Source organism: Janibacter sp. Soil728 (assembly GCF_001428305.1).
Lineage (GTDB): Bacteria > Actinomycetota > Actinomycetes > Actinomycetales > Dermatophilaceae > Janibacter.
In genome coordinates, this window is record NZ_LMRZ01000006.1 from 281,008 (window position 1) to 296,773 (window position 15,766).

12 protein-coding genes are annotated in these 15,766 nt (G+C 70.0%); 5 read left to right on the forward strand and 7 right to left on the reverse strand.

Going from position 1 to position 15,766, the window contains the following annotated elements; translation table 11 throughout:
• Positions 1-19: 19 nt before the first annotated feature.
• Complete coding sequence (locus tag ASG73_RS14670; protein WP_156466311.1) at positions 20-1,897, forward strand: 2-oxoacid:acceptor oxidoreductase subunit alpha; 1,878 nt, start codon at positions 20-22, stop codon at positions 1,895-1,897.
• Complete coding sequence (locus tag ASG73_RS14675; RefSeq protein WP_055996833.1) at positions 1,894-2,997, forward strand: 2-oxoacid:ferredoxin oxidoreductase subunit beta; 1,104 nt, start codon at positions 1,894-1,896, stop codon at positions 2,995-2,997. Before ASG73_RS14670 ends, ASG73_RS14675 begins: the two co-directional genes overlap by 4 nt.
• A 108-nt stretch (positions 2,998-3,105) precedes the next feature.
• Here the strand turns inward: ASG73_RS14675 and ASG73_RS14680 are convergent, their stop codons facing one another.
• Both ASG73_RS14680 and ASG73_RS14685 read right to left on the reverse strand, forming a co-directional pair.
• On the reverse strand, positions 3,106-4,413 hold the full coding sequence (locus ASG73_RS14680; RefSeq protein WP_055996836.1) for a D-arabinono-1,4-lactone oxidase: 1,308 nt from the start codon (positions 4,411-4,413) through the stop codon (positions 3,106-3,108).
• On the reverse strand, positions 4,410-5,567 hold the full coding sequence (locus ASG73_RS14685; RefSeq protein WP_055997607.1) for an alanine racemase: 1,158 nt from the start codon (positions 5,565-5,567) through the stop codon (positions 4,410-4,412). Before ASG73_RS14685 ends, ASG73_RS14680 begins: the two co-directional genes overlap by 4 nt.
• 161 nt (positions 5,568-5,728) lie before the next feature.
• Between ASG73_RS14685 and ASG73_RS14690 the strand changes: the two genes are divergently transcribed.
• Positions 5,729-7,789, forward strand: a complete 2,061-nt coding sequence (locus ASG73_RS14690; protein ID WP_082567278.1) for a PhoX family protein — start codon at positions 5,729-5,731, stop codon at positions 7,787-7,789.
• Here ASG73_RS14690 and ASG73_RS17960 read toward each other — a convergent pair.
• Positions 7,783-8,082: a hypothetical protein gene (locus ASG73_RS17960; protein WP_055996838.1), complete on the reverse strand. Its 300-nt coding sequence runs from the start codon at positions 8,080-8,082 to the stop codon at positions 7,783-7,785. The two genes, ASG73_RS14690 and ASG73_RS17960, sit on opposite strands and share 7 nt — an antisense overlap.
• Between ASG73_RS17960 and ASG73_RS14700 the strand changes: the two genes are divergently transcribed.
• Together ASG73_RS14700 and rarD are read left to right on the forward strand one after the other, a co-directional pair.
• Complete coding sequence (locus ASG73_RS14700) at positions 8,081-8,596, forward strand: class F sortase (RefSeq protein WP_055996840.1); 516 nt, start codon at positions 8,081-8,083, stop codon at positions 8,594-8,596. The two genes, ASG73_RS17960 and ASG73_RS14700, sit on opposite strands and share 2 nt — an antisense overlap.
• 30 nt (positions 8,597-8,626) lie before the next feature.
• Positions 8,627-9,565 carry an EamA family transporter RarD gene (gene rarD, locus ASG73_RS14705; RefSeq protein WP_055996843.1) on the forward strand — a complete coding sequence of 313 codons (939 nt, stop codon included), beginning with the start codon at positions 8,627-8,629 and terminating at the stop codon, positions 9,563-9,565.
• A 70-nt stretch (positions 9,566-9,635) separates the two neighbouring features.
• Here rarD and ASG73_RS14710 read toward each other — a convergent pair whose 3' ends face one another.
• Genes ASG73_RS14710 through nuoL form a run of 4 tightly spaced genes read right to left on the reverse strand, consistent with a single transcriptional unit; the run spans position 9,636 to position 15,766 of the window.
• Complete coding sequence (locus tag ASG73_RS14710) at positions 9,636-10,640, reverse strand: polyprenyl synthetase family protein (protein WP_055996846.1); 1,005 nt, start codon at positions 10,638-10,640, stop codon at positions 9,636-9,638.
• 4 nt (positions 10,641-10,644) lie between these two features.
• Positions 10,645-12,210, reverse strand: a complete 1,566-nt coding sequence (nuoN, locus tag ASG73_RS14715; protein WP_055996849.1) for an NADH-quinone oxidoreductase subunit NuoN — start codon at positions 12,208-12,210, stop codon at positions 10,645-10,647.
• On the reverse strand, positions 12,210-13,883 hold the full coding sequence (locus ASG73_RS14720; protein ID WP_055996852.1) for an NADH-quinone oxidoreductase subunit M: 1,674 nt from the start codon (positions 13,881-13,883) through the stop codon (positions 12,210-12,212). The genes nuoN and ASG73_RS14720 overlap by 1 nt, the downstream gene beginning before the upstream one ends.
• Positions 13,883-15,766, reverse strand: a complete 1,884-nt coding sequence (gene nuoL / locus ASG73_RS14725) for an NADH-quinone oxidoreductase subunit L (protein ID WP_055996855.1) — start codon at positions 15,764-15,766, stop codon at positions 13,883-13,885. Before nuoL ends, ASG73_RS14720 begins: the two co-directional genes overlap by 1 nt.

The window sequence follows — 15,766 nt, forward strand, 5'->3', positions numbered from 1 at the left end:
AGGGGCACGACCACCCACCATGAGCAGCACAGCGACGACCCAGGCCAAGGATCGCGTCATCATCCGCTTCGCCGGCGACTCCGGCGACGGCATGCAGATGACCGGCGACCGGTTCACCGCCGACAGCGCGGCCCTGGGCAATGACCTGTCCACGCTGCCCAACTTCCCCGCGGAGATCCGCGCACCCCAGGGCACGATGGCCGGCGTCAGCTCCTTCCAGCTGCACTTCGCCAGCTGGGACATCCTCACCCCCGGCGATGCCCCCGACGTGCTCGTCGCGATGAACCCCGCAGCGCTGAAGGCCAACCTGAGCGATGTGCCGCGCGGCGCGACGATCATCGTCAACACCGACGAGTTCACCACCCGCAGCCTCAAGAAGGTCGGGTGGAGCAGCAACCCGGTCGAGGACGACACCCTCGAGTCGTGGCACGTGCACGCCGTGCCGCTGACCTCGATCACGGTCGCGGCCCTGGCGGAGTTCACCTCCTTGACGCGCAAGGAGAAGGAGCGGGCGAAGAACATGTTCGCCCTCGGCCTGCTGTCCTGGATGTACTCGCGCTCGACGACGTCCACGGAGGACTTCCTCACGTCGAAGTTCGGCGCCAAGCCCGACATCCTCGCGGCCAACCTCGCCGCGCTGCGGGCTGGCTGGAACTACGGGGAGACCACCGAGGACTTCGCCGTCCCCTTCACCGTCGCCGCCGCCAAGACCCCTCCGGGCACCTACCGCAACATCACCGGCAGCGCGGCCCTGGCCCTGGGTCTGGTCGCCGGCGCCCACCGCGCCACCCGCCCGCTGGTCCTCGGTTCGTACCCGATCACCCCGGCCAGCGACATCCTGCACGCCCTGTCCAACTACAAGCGGCACGGCGTGACGACCGTGCAGGCCGAGGACGAGATCGCCGCCATCGGTGTCGCGCTCGGCGCCTCCTTCGGTGGGTCGGTCGGCGTGACCACGACCTCCGGGCCCGGCGTCGCTCTGAAGTCGGAGACCATCGGCCTGGCCGTCAGCCTCGAGCTGCCGCTGGTCATCGTCGACGTCCAGCGAGGCGGGCCGTCCACCGGCCTGCCGACCAAGACCGAGCAGTCCGACCTGCTGCAGGCGATGTTCGGCCGCAACGGCGAGTCCCCCGTGCCGATCATCGCGCCGCAGACCTCGGCCGACTGCTTCGACGCGGCCATGGAGGCCGTGCGGATCGCCACGACCTACCGCACACCCGTCTTCCTGCTCTCCGACGGCTACCTGGCCAACGGCTCCGAGCCCTGGCAGGTCCCGGCCGTCGCCGACCTGCCGTCCTTCCCCGTGCAGCTGGCCACCGAGCCCAACGGCGTCGACGCCAAGGGGAACCCCGTCTTCCACCCCTACGTGCGCGACGAGGAGACCCTCGCCCGCCCGTGGGCCGTCCCCGGCACCCCCGGCCTGGAGCACCGCGTCGGCGGCATCGAGAAGGACGCGGTCACCGGCAACATCTCCTACGACCCGGACAACCACGACCACATGGTCCGCACCCGCCAGGCAAAGATCGACGGGATCGCGGCCACGATCGGTGACCTGCAGGTCGACGACCCCAGCGGCGACGCCAAGGTCCTCGTCCTGGGGTGGGGCTCGACCTACGGACCCAACCTCGCGGCGGTCCGACGCCTGCGGGCAGACGGCCAGTCCGTCGCCCACGCGCACCTGCGCCACGTCAACCCCTTCCCGAGCAACACCGGTGAGGTCCTGCGCCGCTACGACCGCGTCATCGTCCCCGAGATGAACCTCGGACAGCTGGCGATGCTGCTGCGCGCGAAGTACCTCGTCGACGTCCGCTCCCACACCTCGGTGCGCGGTCTGCCCTTCAAGGTCGCCGACCTCGCCGAGGTCATCGACACGGCCCTCCAGGAGGTCTCGGCATGAGCATCGATCTCGGCATCCCCACGGTCGCCTCCGGCACCGACGGTGTCCCCACCCTCCCCGAGGGTGAGAAGCACAACCGCAAGGACTTCACGTCCGACCAGGAGGTGCGCTGGTGCCCCGGGTGCGGTGACTACGCGATCCTCGCCGCGGTCCAGGGCTTCCTGCCCGAGCTGGGGCTGCGCAAGGAGAACATCACCTTCATCTCCGGCATCGGGTGCTCCTCACGCTTCCCGTACTACCTCGACACCTACGGCATGCACTCGATCCACGGGCGCGCCCCGGCGATCGCGACCGGCTTGGCCACCAGCCGCCCGGACCTGTCGGTGTGGGTCGTCACCGGCGACGGCGACGCCCTGTCGATCGGCGGCAACCACCTCATCCACGCGATGCGCCGCAACGTCAACATGACGATCCTGCTCTTCAACAACCGGATCTACGGCCTGACCAAGGGCCAGTACAGCCCCACGTCGCAGCCCGGCCTGGTCACCAAGTCCTCGCCGATGGGCAGCGTCGATGCCGCCTTCAACCCCATCTCGCTGGCGCTCGGCGCCGAGGGCACCTTCGTCGCACGCACGATGGACTCCGACCGCAAGCACCTCACCGAGGTGCTCAAGGCCGCTGCGGCACACCGTGGCACCTCGATCGTCGAGATCTACCAGAACTGCCCGATCTTCAACGACGGTGCCTTCGAGCTGATCAAGGACGTCGAGCAGAAGAAGGCCCGCCTGGTCCACCTCAACGATGGCGAGCCCATCACCATCGGTGAGGACGACGAGCGTGAGGTCCTCGTCCGCGGCGAAGGGGGCTCCGTCCGGTTCGTCCGCGAGGGCGAGGTCTCCGCGCAGGGCCTGGCCGACCAGGTCGTCGTCCACGACGTCACGCTCACCGACCCCAGCCAGGCCTTCTCGATCAGCCGCCTGGACTCCGAGTCGATGACCCACGTGCCGATGGGCATCTTCCGTGCCGTCGACCGCCCCACCTACGACGACCAGACCCGCGCCCAGGTCGACGCCGCGGTCGAGCTCGCCGGCGGCCCCGCCAACGACGACGACCTGCAGTCGCTCCTCTACGGCAAGGACACCTGGACCGTCGAGGGCTGACCGGCCCCCTCCCTTCGCCCCGCATTGCCATAGGGCAATGCAAGGTCGGAGTGCATCTGCCATAGGGCAATGCAAGTTCGGGGTGCATTGCCATAGGGCAATGCGTGGTCAGGGGCCGAGGACTCGGGCGAGGTAGTCGTTGGTCAGGACCCGGTCGGGGTCCAGCCGGTCGCGCAGGGCGACGAAGTCCGCGTGCCGCGGGTACAGCTGCGCGAGCTGCTCGGCTCCGAGCGTGTGCATCTTGCCCCAGTGGGGTCGGCCGGCGTGCGCGGCGACGATCTCCTCGAAGGCCGCGAAGTAGGCCCGGTGGTCCCCGCGGTGGTACTGGTGCACGGCGATGTAGGCATTGGCGCGCTCGTACCCCGTCGACAGCCACATGTCGTCAGGGGCAGCGACCCGCACCTCGACGGGGAAGGAGATCGGCTCGCGGTGCCGCTCCACCCACGCGACGAGGTCGGTGAGCACATCCGCGACCGCCTCCCGGGGCACCGCGTACTCCGACTCGACGAAGCGCACGGTGCGCGGCGTCACGAAGACCTCGTGGGAGGCCGCCGTGTAGGACCGCCCGGTCAGCGCCCGCGCCGCGATCGCGTTGAAGGACAACACTGCTCGCGGCGCCTTGGTGAGCATCCGGTTGGCGGCACCGAAGACCGTGTTGGACAGCAGCTCGTCGTCCAGCCGGCGGCGCCAAGGAGCCAGCGGCTCCTGCACGTCGTCGGCGACGAGGTCGTTGGCCTTGGTCTGCACGCGGCGGGTCCCGGGGAACCAGTACATCTCGAAGTGCCGGTGGGCATCGAAGTACTCCTGGATCCGCGGCAGCACCGCGTCCAGCGAGTCCGGTCGCTCGACGGCCCTCAGGCGGTAGGCGGGCAGGCACTGCAGCTCGATCTCGGTGATGACACCGAGCGCACCGAGGCCCACGCGGGCCGCTCCGAAGAGGTCCGGGTCGCCCTCGTCGACCCACCGGTCGCTGCCGTCGGCCGTGACGAGCCGCAGCCCGACGACGCCGGCGGACAGGCCAGCCAGAGCGGCTCCGGTGCCGTGGGTCCCGGTGGACGTGGCACCGGCGACCGTCTGGGCATCGATGTCGCCGAGGTTGGGCATGGCCAGACCGAGCAGGTCGAGGGCGGTGTTGAGGACACGAAGGGGGGTCCCCGCCAGCACGCGCACGCGGCCCGTCCCCCGGTCGGCGGAGACGATCCCGCTCAGCTGCGCCAGGTCCAGCCGCAGGTCGTCCGCCTGTGCGATCGCCGTGAAGGAGTGGCCGCTGCCGACGGGGCGGATGCGCCGGCCCTCGTCAGCCGCCGAGCGGATCTGCTCGGCCACCTCCTCGGGGGTGCGGGGCCGCAGCACCGTCGCGTCGTCCGTGACATTGCCGGCCCAGTTGGACCACGCAGTCGTCGAGCCGTGGCTCATCCGAAGTTCTTCCCCTCGCCCCGGTAGGTCGGCACGACGTCGACCACCTCGTCGCCGCTGATGACGACGTACTCGTCGAAGCGCTCGGCGGGCTCACCGGCCTTGGCGTGGCGGAACCACACCCGGTCGCCGATGGCCAGATCGCGAGCGGCCTTGCCGCGCAGGGGGGTCTGCACCTCGCCCGCTCCTTCGGTGCCGATCATCCGAAGCCCGGCCGGGTGGTGCACCGAAGGCGCGCGCGAGTCCCCGACCGGCCCGGAGGCGATGTAGCCCCCGGAGAAGCAGGTGACGACGTCCTTGGCCGGACGCCTCACGACGGGCAGCGCGAAGGCGACGGCCGGCTGCGGGGTGAAGTCGTCGTACCCGTCGAAGAGGGTCGGTCCGATGAGTCCCGACCCGGCCGCGAGCTCGGTGAGGGAGTCGTCCTGGCCGGTGAGGTGCAAGGACCCGGTCCCGCCGCCGTTGACGATCTCGAGCGGTCCGACGACGTCCTCGACCGCCGACCGCACGGCCGAGCGACGGCGCCGCAGCGAGGCATCGCTGCGGGACTTGACCAGCCGGATGGCCGGCGAGCTGTCCGGCAGCCCGGCGATCTGCGCGTCGTAGAACATCAGGCCGACGACCCGCAGGCCCGCGTCGCGAGCGGCCCTGGCAACACTCGCTGCTCGTCGCGGTGAACGTGTGGGGCTGCGGCGCACACCCAAATGCGCCGGCCCGATGCGCAGGGAGGCGTCGACGTCGACGACGACGCGCACGGGGGTGCCCGCGGTCAGCCACTGCCGCAGGGTGTCGACGTGCTCGACCGAGTCCACGGCGATGCTCACCTGCTCCAGCGCGATCTCGTCGTGGGCGAGGGCGGCGAGCGCCTCGCGGTCAGTCGTCGGGTAGGCGACGAAGACGTCGCGCACTCCCTGCCCGACGAGCCAGAGCGCCTCGGGCAGCGAGTAGGCCATCACGCCCGCACAGCCCTCGTGCGCCAGGGCCCGCTCGAGCAGGTGCCGCACCCGGACGGACTTGCTGGCCACCCGGATCGGAAGTCCCCCAGCCCTCCTCACGAGGTCCGTGGCATTGGCGTCAAAGGCATCAAGGTCCACCACGGCGAAGGGGGCGGACCTCCCCTTCGTCGCTCGGTCCCACACATCCGCTCTGCTCACGCCGCCCACGCTACTCGCGGGTCACCACGAGGTGCGACGTTCTGCCGAGCGTCACCTCCAGGACACCTCGCCGCCGCCCCGCAGGACCCTCCCCTCCCTAGGTTGCGAAGGTCCCTTGCGCCACCCCGCCCGCACGATGGGCCCCTCGGAGGAAGAACGACATGACCCCACCCCGCAACGACCGCACCCTGCTCCCGCTGGCCACGGGCCACCGCGACGGTGGCCGCTCGGCCGCAACGTGCACCTGGAAGTGCAACGACGCCTGCAGCAAGCCGGTGCCCAACACCTCCGACAACGAGTACTTCGGCGACGTGGTCGCCACCTCCCGTCGCTCGGTCCTCAAGGCCGGTGGCGCCGCCGCGGCCCTCGCCGGTCTGACGACCGCCGCCGGTGCCGCGCTCGCCGAGCCCGCCGTCGCCGCCCCCGGGCCGGGCAAGAAGGCCCCCTTCGGCTTCACCGGCATCGACCCCGTCACGGCCGGGACGGACGAGGTCGTCGTGCCCGAGGGCTTCCAGTGGGCTCCGGTCATCGCCTGGGGAGACCCGATCCTCGCGGGCGCACCTGCCTTCGACTTCGACCGCCAGACCGCAGCCGCGCAGGCCGGCCAGATGGGCTACAACTGCGACTACGTCGGCGTCCTGCGCAACGGCAGCGCCAACCAGGCCGTGCTCGTCGTCAACAACGAGTACACCAACAACGAGCTGATGTTCCACGGCTACACCGATGCCGCGTCCATGACCGACGACCAGGTGCAGCTGACGATGAATGCCCACGGCATGACGGTCGTGGAGATGACGCGCAAGAACCCCAACAGCAAGTGGGTCTACACCAAGGCCGCTCCGCTGAACCGCCGGATCACGGCCGAGACCCCCTTCGAGCTCGTCGGCCCGGTCCGCGGCCACGACCTCGTCAAGACCTCCGCCGACCCCGCCGGCACGACCCCGCTCGGCACCTTCGGCAACTGCGCCGGTGGCACCACCCCCTGGGGCACCATCCTCTCCGGCGAGGAGAACTTCAACGGCTACTTCACGCAGCCGGCCGCTCCGAGCGACGACATGGCGGGCGCCGCCGCGGCGCGCTACGGCCTCGCCGGTGGCAGCTCGGCCCAGCACGACTGGGACCGTCTCGACGAGCGCTTCGACCTGACCGAGGAGCCCAACGAGGCCCACCGTCACGGCTGGATCGTCGAGGTCAACCCCTTCGAGCCCGACGCCGCCCCGCGCAAGCTCTCCGCGCTCGGCCGCTTCAAGCACGAGGGCGCCAACGTCGTCGTCGCCGCTGACGGCCGGGTCGTCGCCTACATGGGTGACGACGAGCGCTTCGACTACATGTACAAGTTCGTCTCCTCGGGTACGTACATCGAGGGCAACCTCGACAACAACCGCACGCTGCTCGACGAGGGTGACCTGTACGTCGCCAAGTTCACCGGCAACGGCTCGACCGACGGCCTGCACGACGGCACCGGCGAGTGGCTGCCGCTCGTCGTCGACGGGCAGTCCACGGTCGACGGCATGACCCTCGAGGAGGTCCTCGTCTTCACCCGTCTGGCCGCCGACACGGTCGGCCCGACCAAGATGGACCGTCCCGAGGACGTCGAGGTCAACCTGGTCAACGGTCGCGTCTACACCGCGCTGACCAACAACTCCAAGCGCACGCCGGCCCAGCTCGACGAGGTCAACCCGCGCGCGAACAACAAGCACGGCCAGGTCCTCGAGATCACGCCGCGCGCCGGCGACCACACGGTCACGGGCTTCGACTGGACGCTCGTGCTCATCTGCGGCGACCCCGACGACCCGGAGACCTACTTCAACGGGTACGACAAGTCGCAGGTCAGCCCGATCTCCTGCCCGGACAATGTCGCCTTCGACAAGGCCGGCAACCTGTGGATCTCCACCGACGGCAACGCCCTCGGTCACTGCGACGGCATGTACCTCATGCCGCTCGAGGGTGAGCACAAGGGCCACCTGCAGCAGTTCCTGTCGGTCCCCGCCTTCGGCGAGTGCTGCGGCCCGCTCATCGAGTGGGACGAGCGCGTCGTCTTCGCCGCGGTCCAGCACCCCGGGGAGGACGACGGCGCGAGCACGACCAATGTCAAGAGCACCTTCCCGTACACCGGCAACAGGCAGCCACGCCCGGCCGTCATCATGATCTGGCCCGAGGCGAAGGGCGGCCACGGCAAGAACGCGAGCAAGGGCAAGGGCAAGACCACGACCGGTCACTGACCGCTCCGAGGCAGCAACCGGTGGGCCGTCCGTCGGATCTCTCGCGGACGGCCCACCACTCGTGACAAGGTGACGGACATGCCCCTCCCCCGCCGGTCAGGCAGCAGCCTCGCGATGAGCGCGCTCGTCCTGGCCCTCGCCGCGTGCGGGTCCGGTGAGCCCACGACCCCGGGAGGGGCCTCCCCTTCGTCCTCGGGGTCGACGACCAGCGCGGCCACCTCGTCTGCCTCCTCGACGACGTCGGCATCGCCCAGCAGCTCGACCCACCAGCCTGACCCCACGGTCTCGATCATGCCTGCCAAGGACGTCCCCCAGTCGTCCGCGGACCGCGCCGCAGGCATCGCCGCAGCCGACGCCAGGACCGCCGCGAGCACTCTGAGCATCCCGGCCGTCGGGCTCTCCAGCACGCTTGATGCCCAGGGCCTTCGGGGCGGCAAGGTCAACCCGGCGCCGGGCCAGGTCATCTGGTTCACCGGGTACGAGCGGGTGCGGCCCGGAGCGACGGGGACGAGCGTCATCGCCGGTCACGTGATCTCGGGTGGCACGGCCGACTCCTTCGCCTCCCTCGAGCAGCTGACGAAGGGGGACGGTGTGCTCCTGCGCTACCCCGGCGGGGCCACCCTGCGCTTCGAGGTGACGAGCACCGAGATCGTCGACAAGGACGAGCTGACCACCAGCAAGGAGGTCTGGGGGGCCAACACCGACGACCGCCGGGTCGTCCTGGTGACCTGCGACGACGAGCTGGGCTTTCGCACCGACGGTCACCGCAAGGCCAACTTCGTCGCGGTTGCGGAACTGCCCTCCTGAGCCGACCACCGCCCGGAGTAGCCTCGCGGCGTGACCCCTCAACGTGACGCCCGTGGCGTCCTCGCCGCTTGGTTCGCCTACGGCATCTGGGGGCTCTTCCCCTTGTACTTCCACGCCCTTCGCCCTGCGGGGGCGCTGGAGATCCTGGCCCACCGGGTCGTCTGGACCTTCGTCCTGTGCGTCATCGTGCTGCTGCTGCGCACGGAGCTCATGGCGCTCCTTAGGCAGCTGCGGGGGCGGCTGGCGCTGGGCGTCGGCATCGCCGCCTACCTGATCGGCATCAACTGGTTCGTCTACGTCTACGCCGTGGGTATCGGGCGGACCAACGAGGCGGCGCTCGGCTACTTCCTCAACCCGATCGTCACCGTCGCGCTGGGCGTGCTCGTCCTCGGCGAGCGGCTGCGCACCCTGCAGTGGGTCGCCGTCGCGATCGGTGCGCTCGCGGCCGTCTACCTCACGCTCGCCGGCGGGGGGCTGCCGTGGATCTCGCTCGTCCTCGCGATGAGCTTCGGCGGCTACGGCCTGACCAAGAAGAAGCTCGGCGCGACCCTCCCGGCCCTGCACTCCCTGTCGGCGGAGACGATCTTCCTCCTGCCGCCAGCCGTGGGACTGGTCTGGTGGCTGACGGCCCAGGGCGACTCGACCTTCACCACGGATGCCCCGTGGCACCCGCTGCTGCTCGTGTCAGCAGGGGTGATCACCGCGGTCCCGCTGCTCTTCTTCGCCGAGGCCGCTCGCCGCATCCCGCTGGTGACGATCGGGCTCATCCAGTTCATCACCCCGGTGATCCAGCTCGTCGTCAGCGTCACCCTCCTCGGCGAGCACATCGACACCGCCCGATGGCTCGGCTTCGGGATCGTGTGGATCGCCCTCGTCTGCCTGACGGTGGACTCGCTGCGCACGGCGCGGCGGCGCCGTCGGCCCAGCCCGGACGAGTGTGAGTCGCTGGAGCCGGTCGAACCGGTCTGAGGCGCAGCCGGTCGAACCGGCCTGAGGCACAGCCGGTCGGACCGGCCTGAGGGGCAGAACAGCCGGTGTCTCAGCCCACGCGGTGGACGACGCCCTCCATGAGGGCGATGAGCGCGGTCTTGGCATCGCTGTCGGGCAGCGAGCCCAGCGAGTCGACGGCCTGCCGGCCCACGGCGAGGGTCTCCTCGCGGGCGTCGGCCATGGCCTGGTGCGGCCGCAGCAGCTCCAGCGTGCGCTCGACCCGCTCGGGCTCCTTGAGCTCGGAGCGCAGCAGCTCCTGCAGCTCGGCGTCGGCCGGGTCGGTCGAGGCCAGTGCATTGAGCACCGGCAGGGTCCGCTTGCCCTCGCGCAGGTCCGTCCCGGGCGTCTTGCCGGTCTCGTCGGACTCGCTCGAGATGTCGATGAGGTCGTCGGCGAGCTGGAAGGCGACACCGAGGTGCTCGCCGTACTCCGTGGCCATGGTGATGACCTCGGGGCTGCAGCCGCCGTACATCGCGCCGTACCGGGCCGCCGTGGCCACGAGAACACCCGTCTTGTCGGCCAGCACCCCGCGGTAGTACTCGCGCGCGTCCTGACCCTGCGGGCAGGGCCGGTCGTCGCGGATCTGGCCGGAGCACAGTCGGATGAAGGTCTGCGCCTGGATCTTGACCGCGTCGGCACCCAGGTCGGCGATGATGTCCGACGCCGTGCCGAAGAGCAGGTCTCCCACGAGGATCGCCGTCGAGTTGTCGTACAGGGCGTTGGCGCTCGGAGCACCTCGGCGCAGGTCCGCCTCGTCCATGACGTCGTCGTGGTAGAGGCTCGCCAGGTGGGTCAGCTCGACACCGGCAGCGGCCGCCACGACCTGCTCGTTGATCCCCTCGCCCAGCTCGGCGACGAGCATCGTGAGCATCGGCCGAAACCGCTTGCCCCCGGCCTTGGCCAGATGGAGGCTGGCTTCGGTGATGAAGCCGTCCTCGCTGCGGGTGCGCTCGATGATCAGCGCCTCCACCTGCTCGAGACCGGCAGCCAGGCGCGAGGTCAGGTCCTCGCTCGCCTGGGGCAGGGCGAGGACCGGCGGGGTCGAGCTGGTCAAGAGGTCACCTCGTGATGAAGACGCTGGACTGCTCGGCGAGGTCGAGCAGCGGGCCCGGGAAGACACCGAGAGCGATCGTAACGAGGACTCCCACGGCAATCACAGTCAGGGACAGCGTGGCGGGCGTCGCGGCGGTGACCTCGCCGGTCGGCTCGGTGAAGAACATCAGGACGATCAGGCGGACGTAGACGAAGGCGGTGATGGCCGACATCAGGACCGCGATCACCACGAGGACGACGCCCGAGCGGCCACCGTGCTCCAGGGCCGGCATGAAGGCCGCGACCTTGGCGGTGAAGCCCGACGTGAGCGGGATCCCCGCGAAGGCCAGCATCAGCAGCGCGAAGGAACCGGCCAGCCACGGGTGCTTGCGCCCCAGCCCCGCCCACTGGGACAGGTGGGTCGCCTCGGCGTCGCGCTCACGCACGAGGTTGACGATGGCGAAGGCAGCGATCGTGGAGATGCCGTAGGCGGTGACGTAGAAGAGGACGCCGACGACGCCACTGCGGTCGAAGCTGATCAACGCGACGAGGACGAAGCCCGCGTGGGCGATCGCGCTGTACGCCAGCAGACGCTTGATGTCGGTCTGGGTGACCGACAGGACCGAGCCGATGACCATCGTCAGGGCGGCGATGACGACGACGCCCATGTGCCACTCCCACCGCGTGGTCTCCAGCCCGACATAGGCCAGGCGCAGCAGCGCACCGAAGGCGGCTGCCTTGGTGCACGCGGCCATGAAGCCGGTGACCGGGGTCGGAGCGCCCTGGTAGACGTCCGGGGTCCAGGAGTGGAAGGGGACGGCGCCGACCTTGAAGAGCAGGCCGACGAGGACCATGACGACGCCGGGGAGCAGGAGCCCCTCGAACTCACCCGTCGAGGTGGTCGCCGCGGCAGCGATCTCGGGCAGGCCGATCGATCCGGCGTAGCCGTAGAGCAGGGCCGCGCCGAAGAGGAAGAAGCCGGACGAGAAGGCGCCGAGGAGGAAGTACTTCAGGGCGGCCTCTTGGGAGAGCAGGCGACGACGACGGGCCAGACCCGACATGAGGTACAGCGGCAGCGAGAGCAGCTCGAGCGCCACGAACATCGTCAGCAGGTCGTTGGACGCCGGGAAGAGCAGCATGCCGGCGAGGGCGAACAGCGCCAGGGGGAAGGCCTCGGTCGTCGACCATCCCTTGCGCGCGGCCTGGGCCTCGAGCTCGGACCCCGGGCTGGCAGCACCCATCGGGGTGAGCGCATCAGCGGTGTCACCACCGAGGCGGTCGGCCATGACGAGCAGGCTCAGCAGACCGAAGACGAGCAGGGTGCCCTGCATGAACCGGGTCGGTCCGTCGACGGCGATCGTGCCGCCCACGGTGACACCGACCTCGTCGGCGGTCATGAAGACCAGCGCGGCCAGCGAGATGACGATGGAGCCGACAGCGACGACGACCTGGGTGAGGTGCCTCGTCCCGCGCGGGGCGAAGGCCTCGACGAGGACCCCGACGAAGGCGCCCACGAGGAGCACGATCATCGGCGAGAGCGCCCAGTAGCTGATGTCGACGGCCTCGAAGGCCGCGGGGACGGTGGGGGGCATCAGTGGTCACTCCCTGAGGTCGAGCCCGCGTCAGCCGGGACCGACGGGGTCGTGTCGGTGGCGCCGACGATCTGGAGGGTGCGCTCGACCGCGGGGTTGAGCGTCTCCAGCACGGGCTGGGGGAAGAAGCCGAGGCCGATGAGGATCGCGAGGATCGGCGCGACGACGAGCTTTTCGCGCAGGCCCAGGTCACGCAGCGGCGCGGTGAGGCGAAGGGGGCGACGCTCCTCGTCGAGGTCGGCGCTGAGGTAGTCCCGGTCCGTGTCCGACGACACCATGACCGACGACTCCATGTCCGACGACAGGGCGGGGCCTCCCCCTTCGTCCGTCTCGAGGATGGGCGGCGGTCCGGTGAAGATCCGCTTGTACATCAGCAGGATGTAGATCGCGGCGAGCACGACGCCCCATACGGCGAAGGCCGTCGCGACGGGATAGCGCGACCAGGTGCCGGCGATGACGAGGAACTCGGAGACGAAGGTCGACAGGCCGGGCAGCGACAGGGTCGCCAGGCCGGCGACGAGGAAGCTGCCGGCGAGCACCGGGGTCGCCCGCTGCCAGCCGCCGTAGTCGTCGATCCGCTTGCTCCCTCGGCGGGCGACGAGCATGCCCGCGATGAGGAAGAGCGCGGCCGTCGCGAACCCGTGGTTGACCATGTAGAGGTTGCTGCCGGCCTGGGAGACCGAGGTGAAGGCGAAGATGCCCATGACGATGAAGCCGAAGTGGCTGATCGAGGTGAAGGCGATCAGGCGCATCATGTCCCGCTGGCCGATGGCCAGGATCGCGCCGTAGAGGACCGAGATCACGGCGAGGGTGATGACGACCGGCGTCGCCCACCGGCTCGCCTCGGGGAAGAGCTGCAGGCAGAAGCGGATCATCCCGAAGGTGCCGACCTTGTCGAGCACGCCGACGAGCAGCGTCGCGACCGCGGGGCGGGCAGCCGTCGCAGCGTCGGGCAGCCACGTGTGGACCGGCCACATCGGTGCCTTGATCGCGAAGGCGATGAAGAAGGCGACGAAGAGCCAGCGCTCGGTGCTGCCGCCGATGTCGAGGCCGGTGAGGCGCTCGAGGAGGAATCCGTCGGAGCCACCCGGACCCTGCAGGTACAACGCGATGACGCCGACGAGCATGATGAGCCCGCCCGCGAGGCTGAAGAGCAGGAACTTCACGGCCGCCGCCTGGCGACGCTCGCCGCCGTACATCCCGATGAGGAAGTACACCGGGATGAGCATGGCCTCGAAGAAGACGTAGAAGAGGAAGACATCGGTCGCGGCGAAGACACCGACCATGAAGGGCAGGAGCAGCAGGAGCAGGGCGAAGTAGCCCTTCTCGCGGCCGCCGCCCTCCGGCACGTCGTCCCACGCCGCCAGGAGGCAGATCGGCATGAGGACGAGCGCCATGAGGATGAGCGAGAGCGCGATGCCGTCGACGCCGAGCGAGTAGCTGACCCCGAGCTGCGGGATCCACTCGTGCTGCTCGACCATCTGGAACTGCTGGTCGCTGCCGCGGGTGAAGCTCGTCGCCGCGGCGACGACACCGATCACGAGGGTGAGCAGCGCGACGCCGAGAGCGACGGGCCGGGCGAGGGCGGAGCTGCGCGAAGGGAGCGCCGCCACCGCGATCGAGCCGGCCAGCGGCACGACCATGAGCAGAGTGAGCCAGGGCATGTTGTCCATCAGTTGATCACCCACAGGGCTGCGAGGAAGACGACGACGCCGGAGAGCATCGTCAGGGCGTAGGTGCGCGCGTAGCCGTTCTGGGCGCCGCGCAGCCAGGAGGAGGAGCGCTCGGTCCAGCGGGCGAGCCCACCGACCCCGGCACCGTCGATGCCGTCGGCGTCGACGGAGACCAGCCCGCGCGTGAGGGCCAGGCCCGGCCACTGCAGGAGGGTCGCGTTGAGCTCGTCCTGGTAGAGGTCGCGGCGGGCCGCGCGAGTGAGCGCCGAGCCTTCCGGCGCCACCACGGGGACCTCGTCGCGGCCGTAGGTCAGCCAGGCCCAGACGCCGCCGATGGCGACCACGATCAGCGTGGCGGCCATGAGCACCGGCACCGGCAGCACCGGCTCGTGGTGCTCGACATGACCGAAGACCGGCTCGAGCCAGGTCCCGATCGGTGCGACGGTCGCGAGGACCAGGCCGAGGAAGGCCGAGCCGACGGCCAGCACCATCATCGGGATGGTCATCGTCAGCGGCGACTCGTGCGGGTGGACATCCTCGGTCCAACGCTTCTTGCCGTGGAAGGTCATGAAGAACAGACGCGACATGTAGAAGGCGGTGATCCCGGCGCCGATGAGGGCGGTCAGGCCGAAGACCCACGGGCGCCAGCCCTCGCCGACGAAGGCGGCCTCGATGATCTTGTCCTTGCTCCAGAAGCCGGAGAAGGGGGGAACCCCCAGGATCGCCAGCCAGCCCAGGCCGAAGGTCACCCAGGTGATCTTCATGGCCGTGGACAGGCCACCGAAGCGGCGCATGTCGACCTGGTTGTCCATGCCGTGCATCACCGAGCCGGCGCCGAGGAACATCCCGGCCTTGAAGAAGCCGTGGGTGATGAGGTGGAAGATCGCGAAGGCGTAGCCGACCGGGCCGAGCCCCGCGGCGAGCATCATGTAGCCGATCTGGCTCATGGTCGACGCGGCCAGCGCCTTCTTCATGTCGTCCTTGGCGCAACCGACGATCGCCCCGTAGACGAGGGTGATGGCACCGACGATGACCACGGCGAGCTGGGCATTGGGTGCTCCCTCGAAGATGGCGTGGCTGCGCACGACGAGGTAGATGCCGGCGGTGACCATCGTCGCGGCGTGGATGAGCGCCGAGACGGGGGTCGGGCCGGCCATGGCGTCACCGAGCCAGGACTGCAGCGGGAACTGTGCCGACTTGCCGCAGGCGGCCAGCAGGAGCAGCAGGCCGATGGCCGTGAGCGTGCCCTCGCCAGCGCCGGCGACGCCGCCGTCGACCGCGGCGAAGTCCAGCGTGCCGAAGGTCGCCAGCATGATCGACATCGCGAGCAGCAGGCCGACGTCGCCGATCCGGTTGACGATGAAGGCCTTGTTGGCCGCGGTCGCGTAGGCCGGGTTGTGGTTCCAGAAGCCGATGAGGAGCCAGGAGGCGAGGCCCACGCCCTCCCAGCCGACGAAGAGCAGCAGGTAGGAGTCGGCGAGGACGAGCAGGAGCATCGACGCGACGAAGAGGTTGAGGTAGGCGAAGAAGCGCCGCTTGTCGGGGTCGTGCTCCATGTACCCGAGCGAGTACACGTGGATGAGCGACCCGACGAAGGTGACGAGCAGGACGAAGGCCATCGACAACGGGTCGACGAGCAACCCGGCCATGACATCGATGCTGCCTGCCGGGACCCAGTTCCACAGCTCGATCGAGGACGCGCGCTCCCCCGGGTCGGAGCCGAGCATCGAGACGAAGATGGCCGCGCCCACGAGGAAGGACCCCCAGGACAGGGCGGTGGCCAGCAGCGGGCCGAAGGAGTCGGTGAGGCGGCCGCCGAGGAGCAGCAGCGCAGCGCCGAGCAGGGGCAGGGCGACGAGCAGCCAAGCGAGATCCGTGAGCAA

Coding starts and splice junctions, on each gene's coding strand:
- ASG73_RS14670 (WP_156466311.1), top strand. CDS start 20: ATGAGCAGCACAGCGACGACCCAGGCCAAGGATCGCGTCATCATCCGC.
- ASG73_RS14675 (WP_055996833.1), top strand. CDS start 1,894: ATGAGCATCGATCTCGGCATCCCCACGGTCGCCTCCGGCACCGACGGT.
- ASG73_RS14680 (WP_055996836.1), bottom strand. CDS start 4,413: ATGAGCCACGGCTCGACGACTGCGTGGTCCAACTGGGCCGGCAATGTC.
- ASG73_RS14690 (WP_082567278.1), top strand. CDS start 5,729: ATGACCCCACCCCGCAACGACCGCACCCTGCTCCCGCTGGCCACGGGC.
- ASG73_RS14700 (WP_055996840.1), top strand. CDS start 8,081: ATGCCTGCCAAGGACGTCCCCCAGTCGTCCGCGGACCGCGCCGCAGGC.
- ASG73_RS17960 (WP_055996838.1), bottom strand. CDS start 8,082: ATGATCGAGACCGTGGGGTCAGGCTGGTGGGTCGAGCTGCTGGGCGAT.
- nuoN (WP_055996849.1), bottom strand. CDS start 12,210: ATGCCCCCCACCGTCCCCGCGGCCTTCGAGGCCGTCGACATCAGCTAC.
- ASG73_RS14720 (WP_055996852.1), bottom strand. CDS start 13,883: ATGGACAACATGCCCTGGCTCACTCTGCTCATGGTCGTGCCGCTGGCC.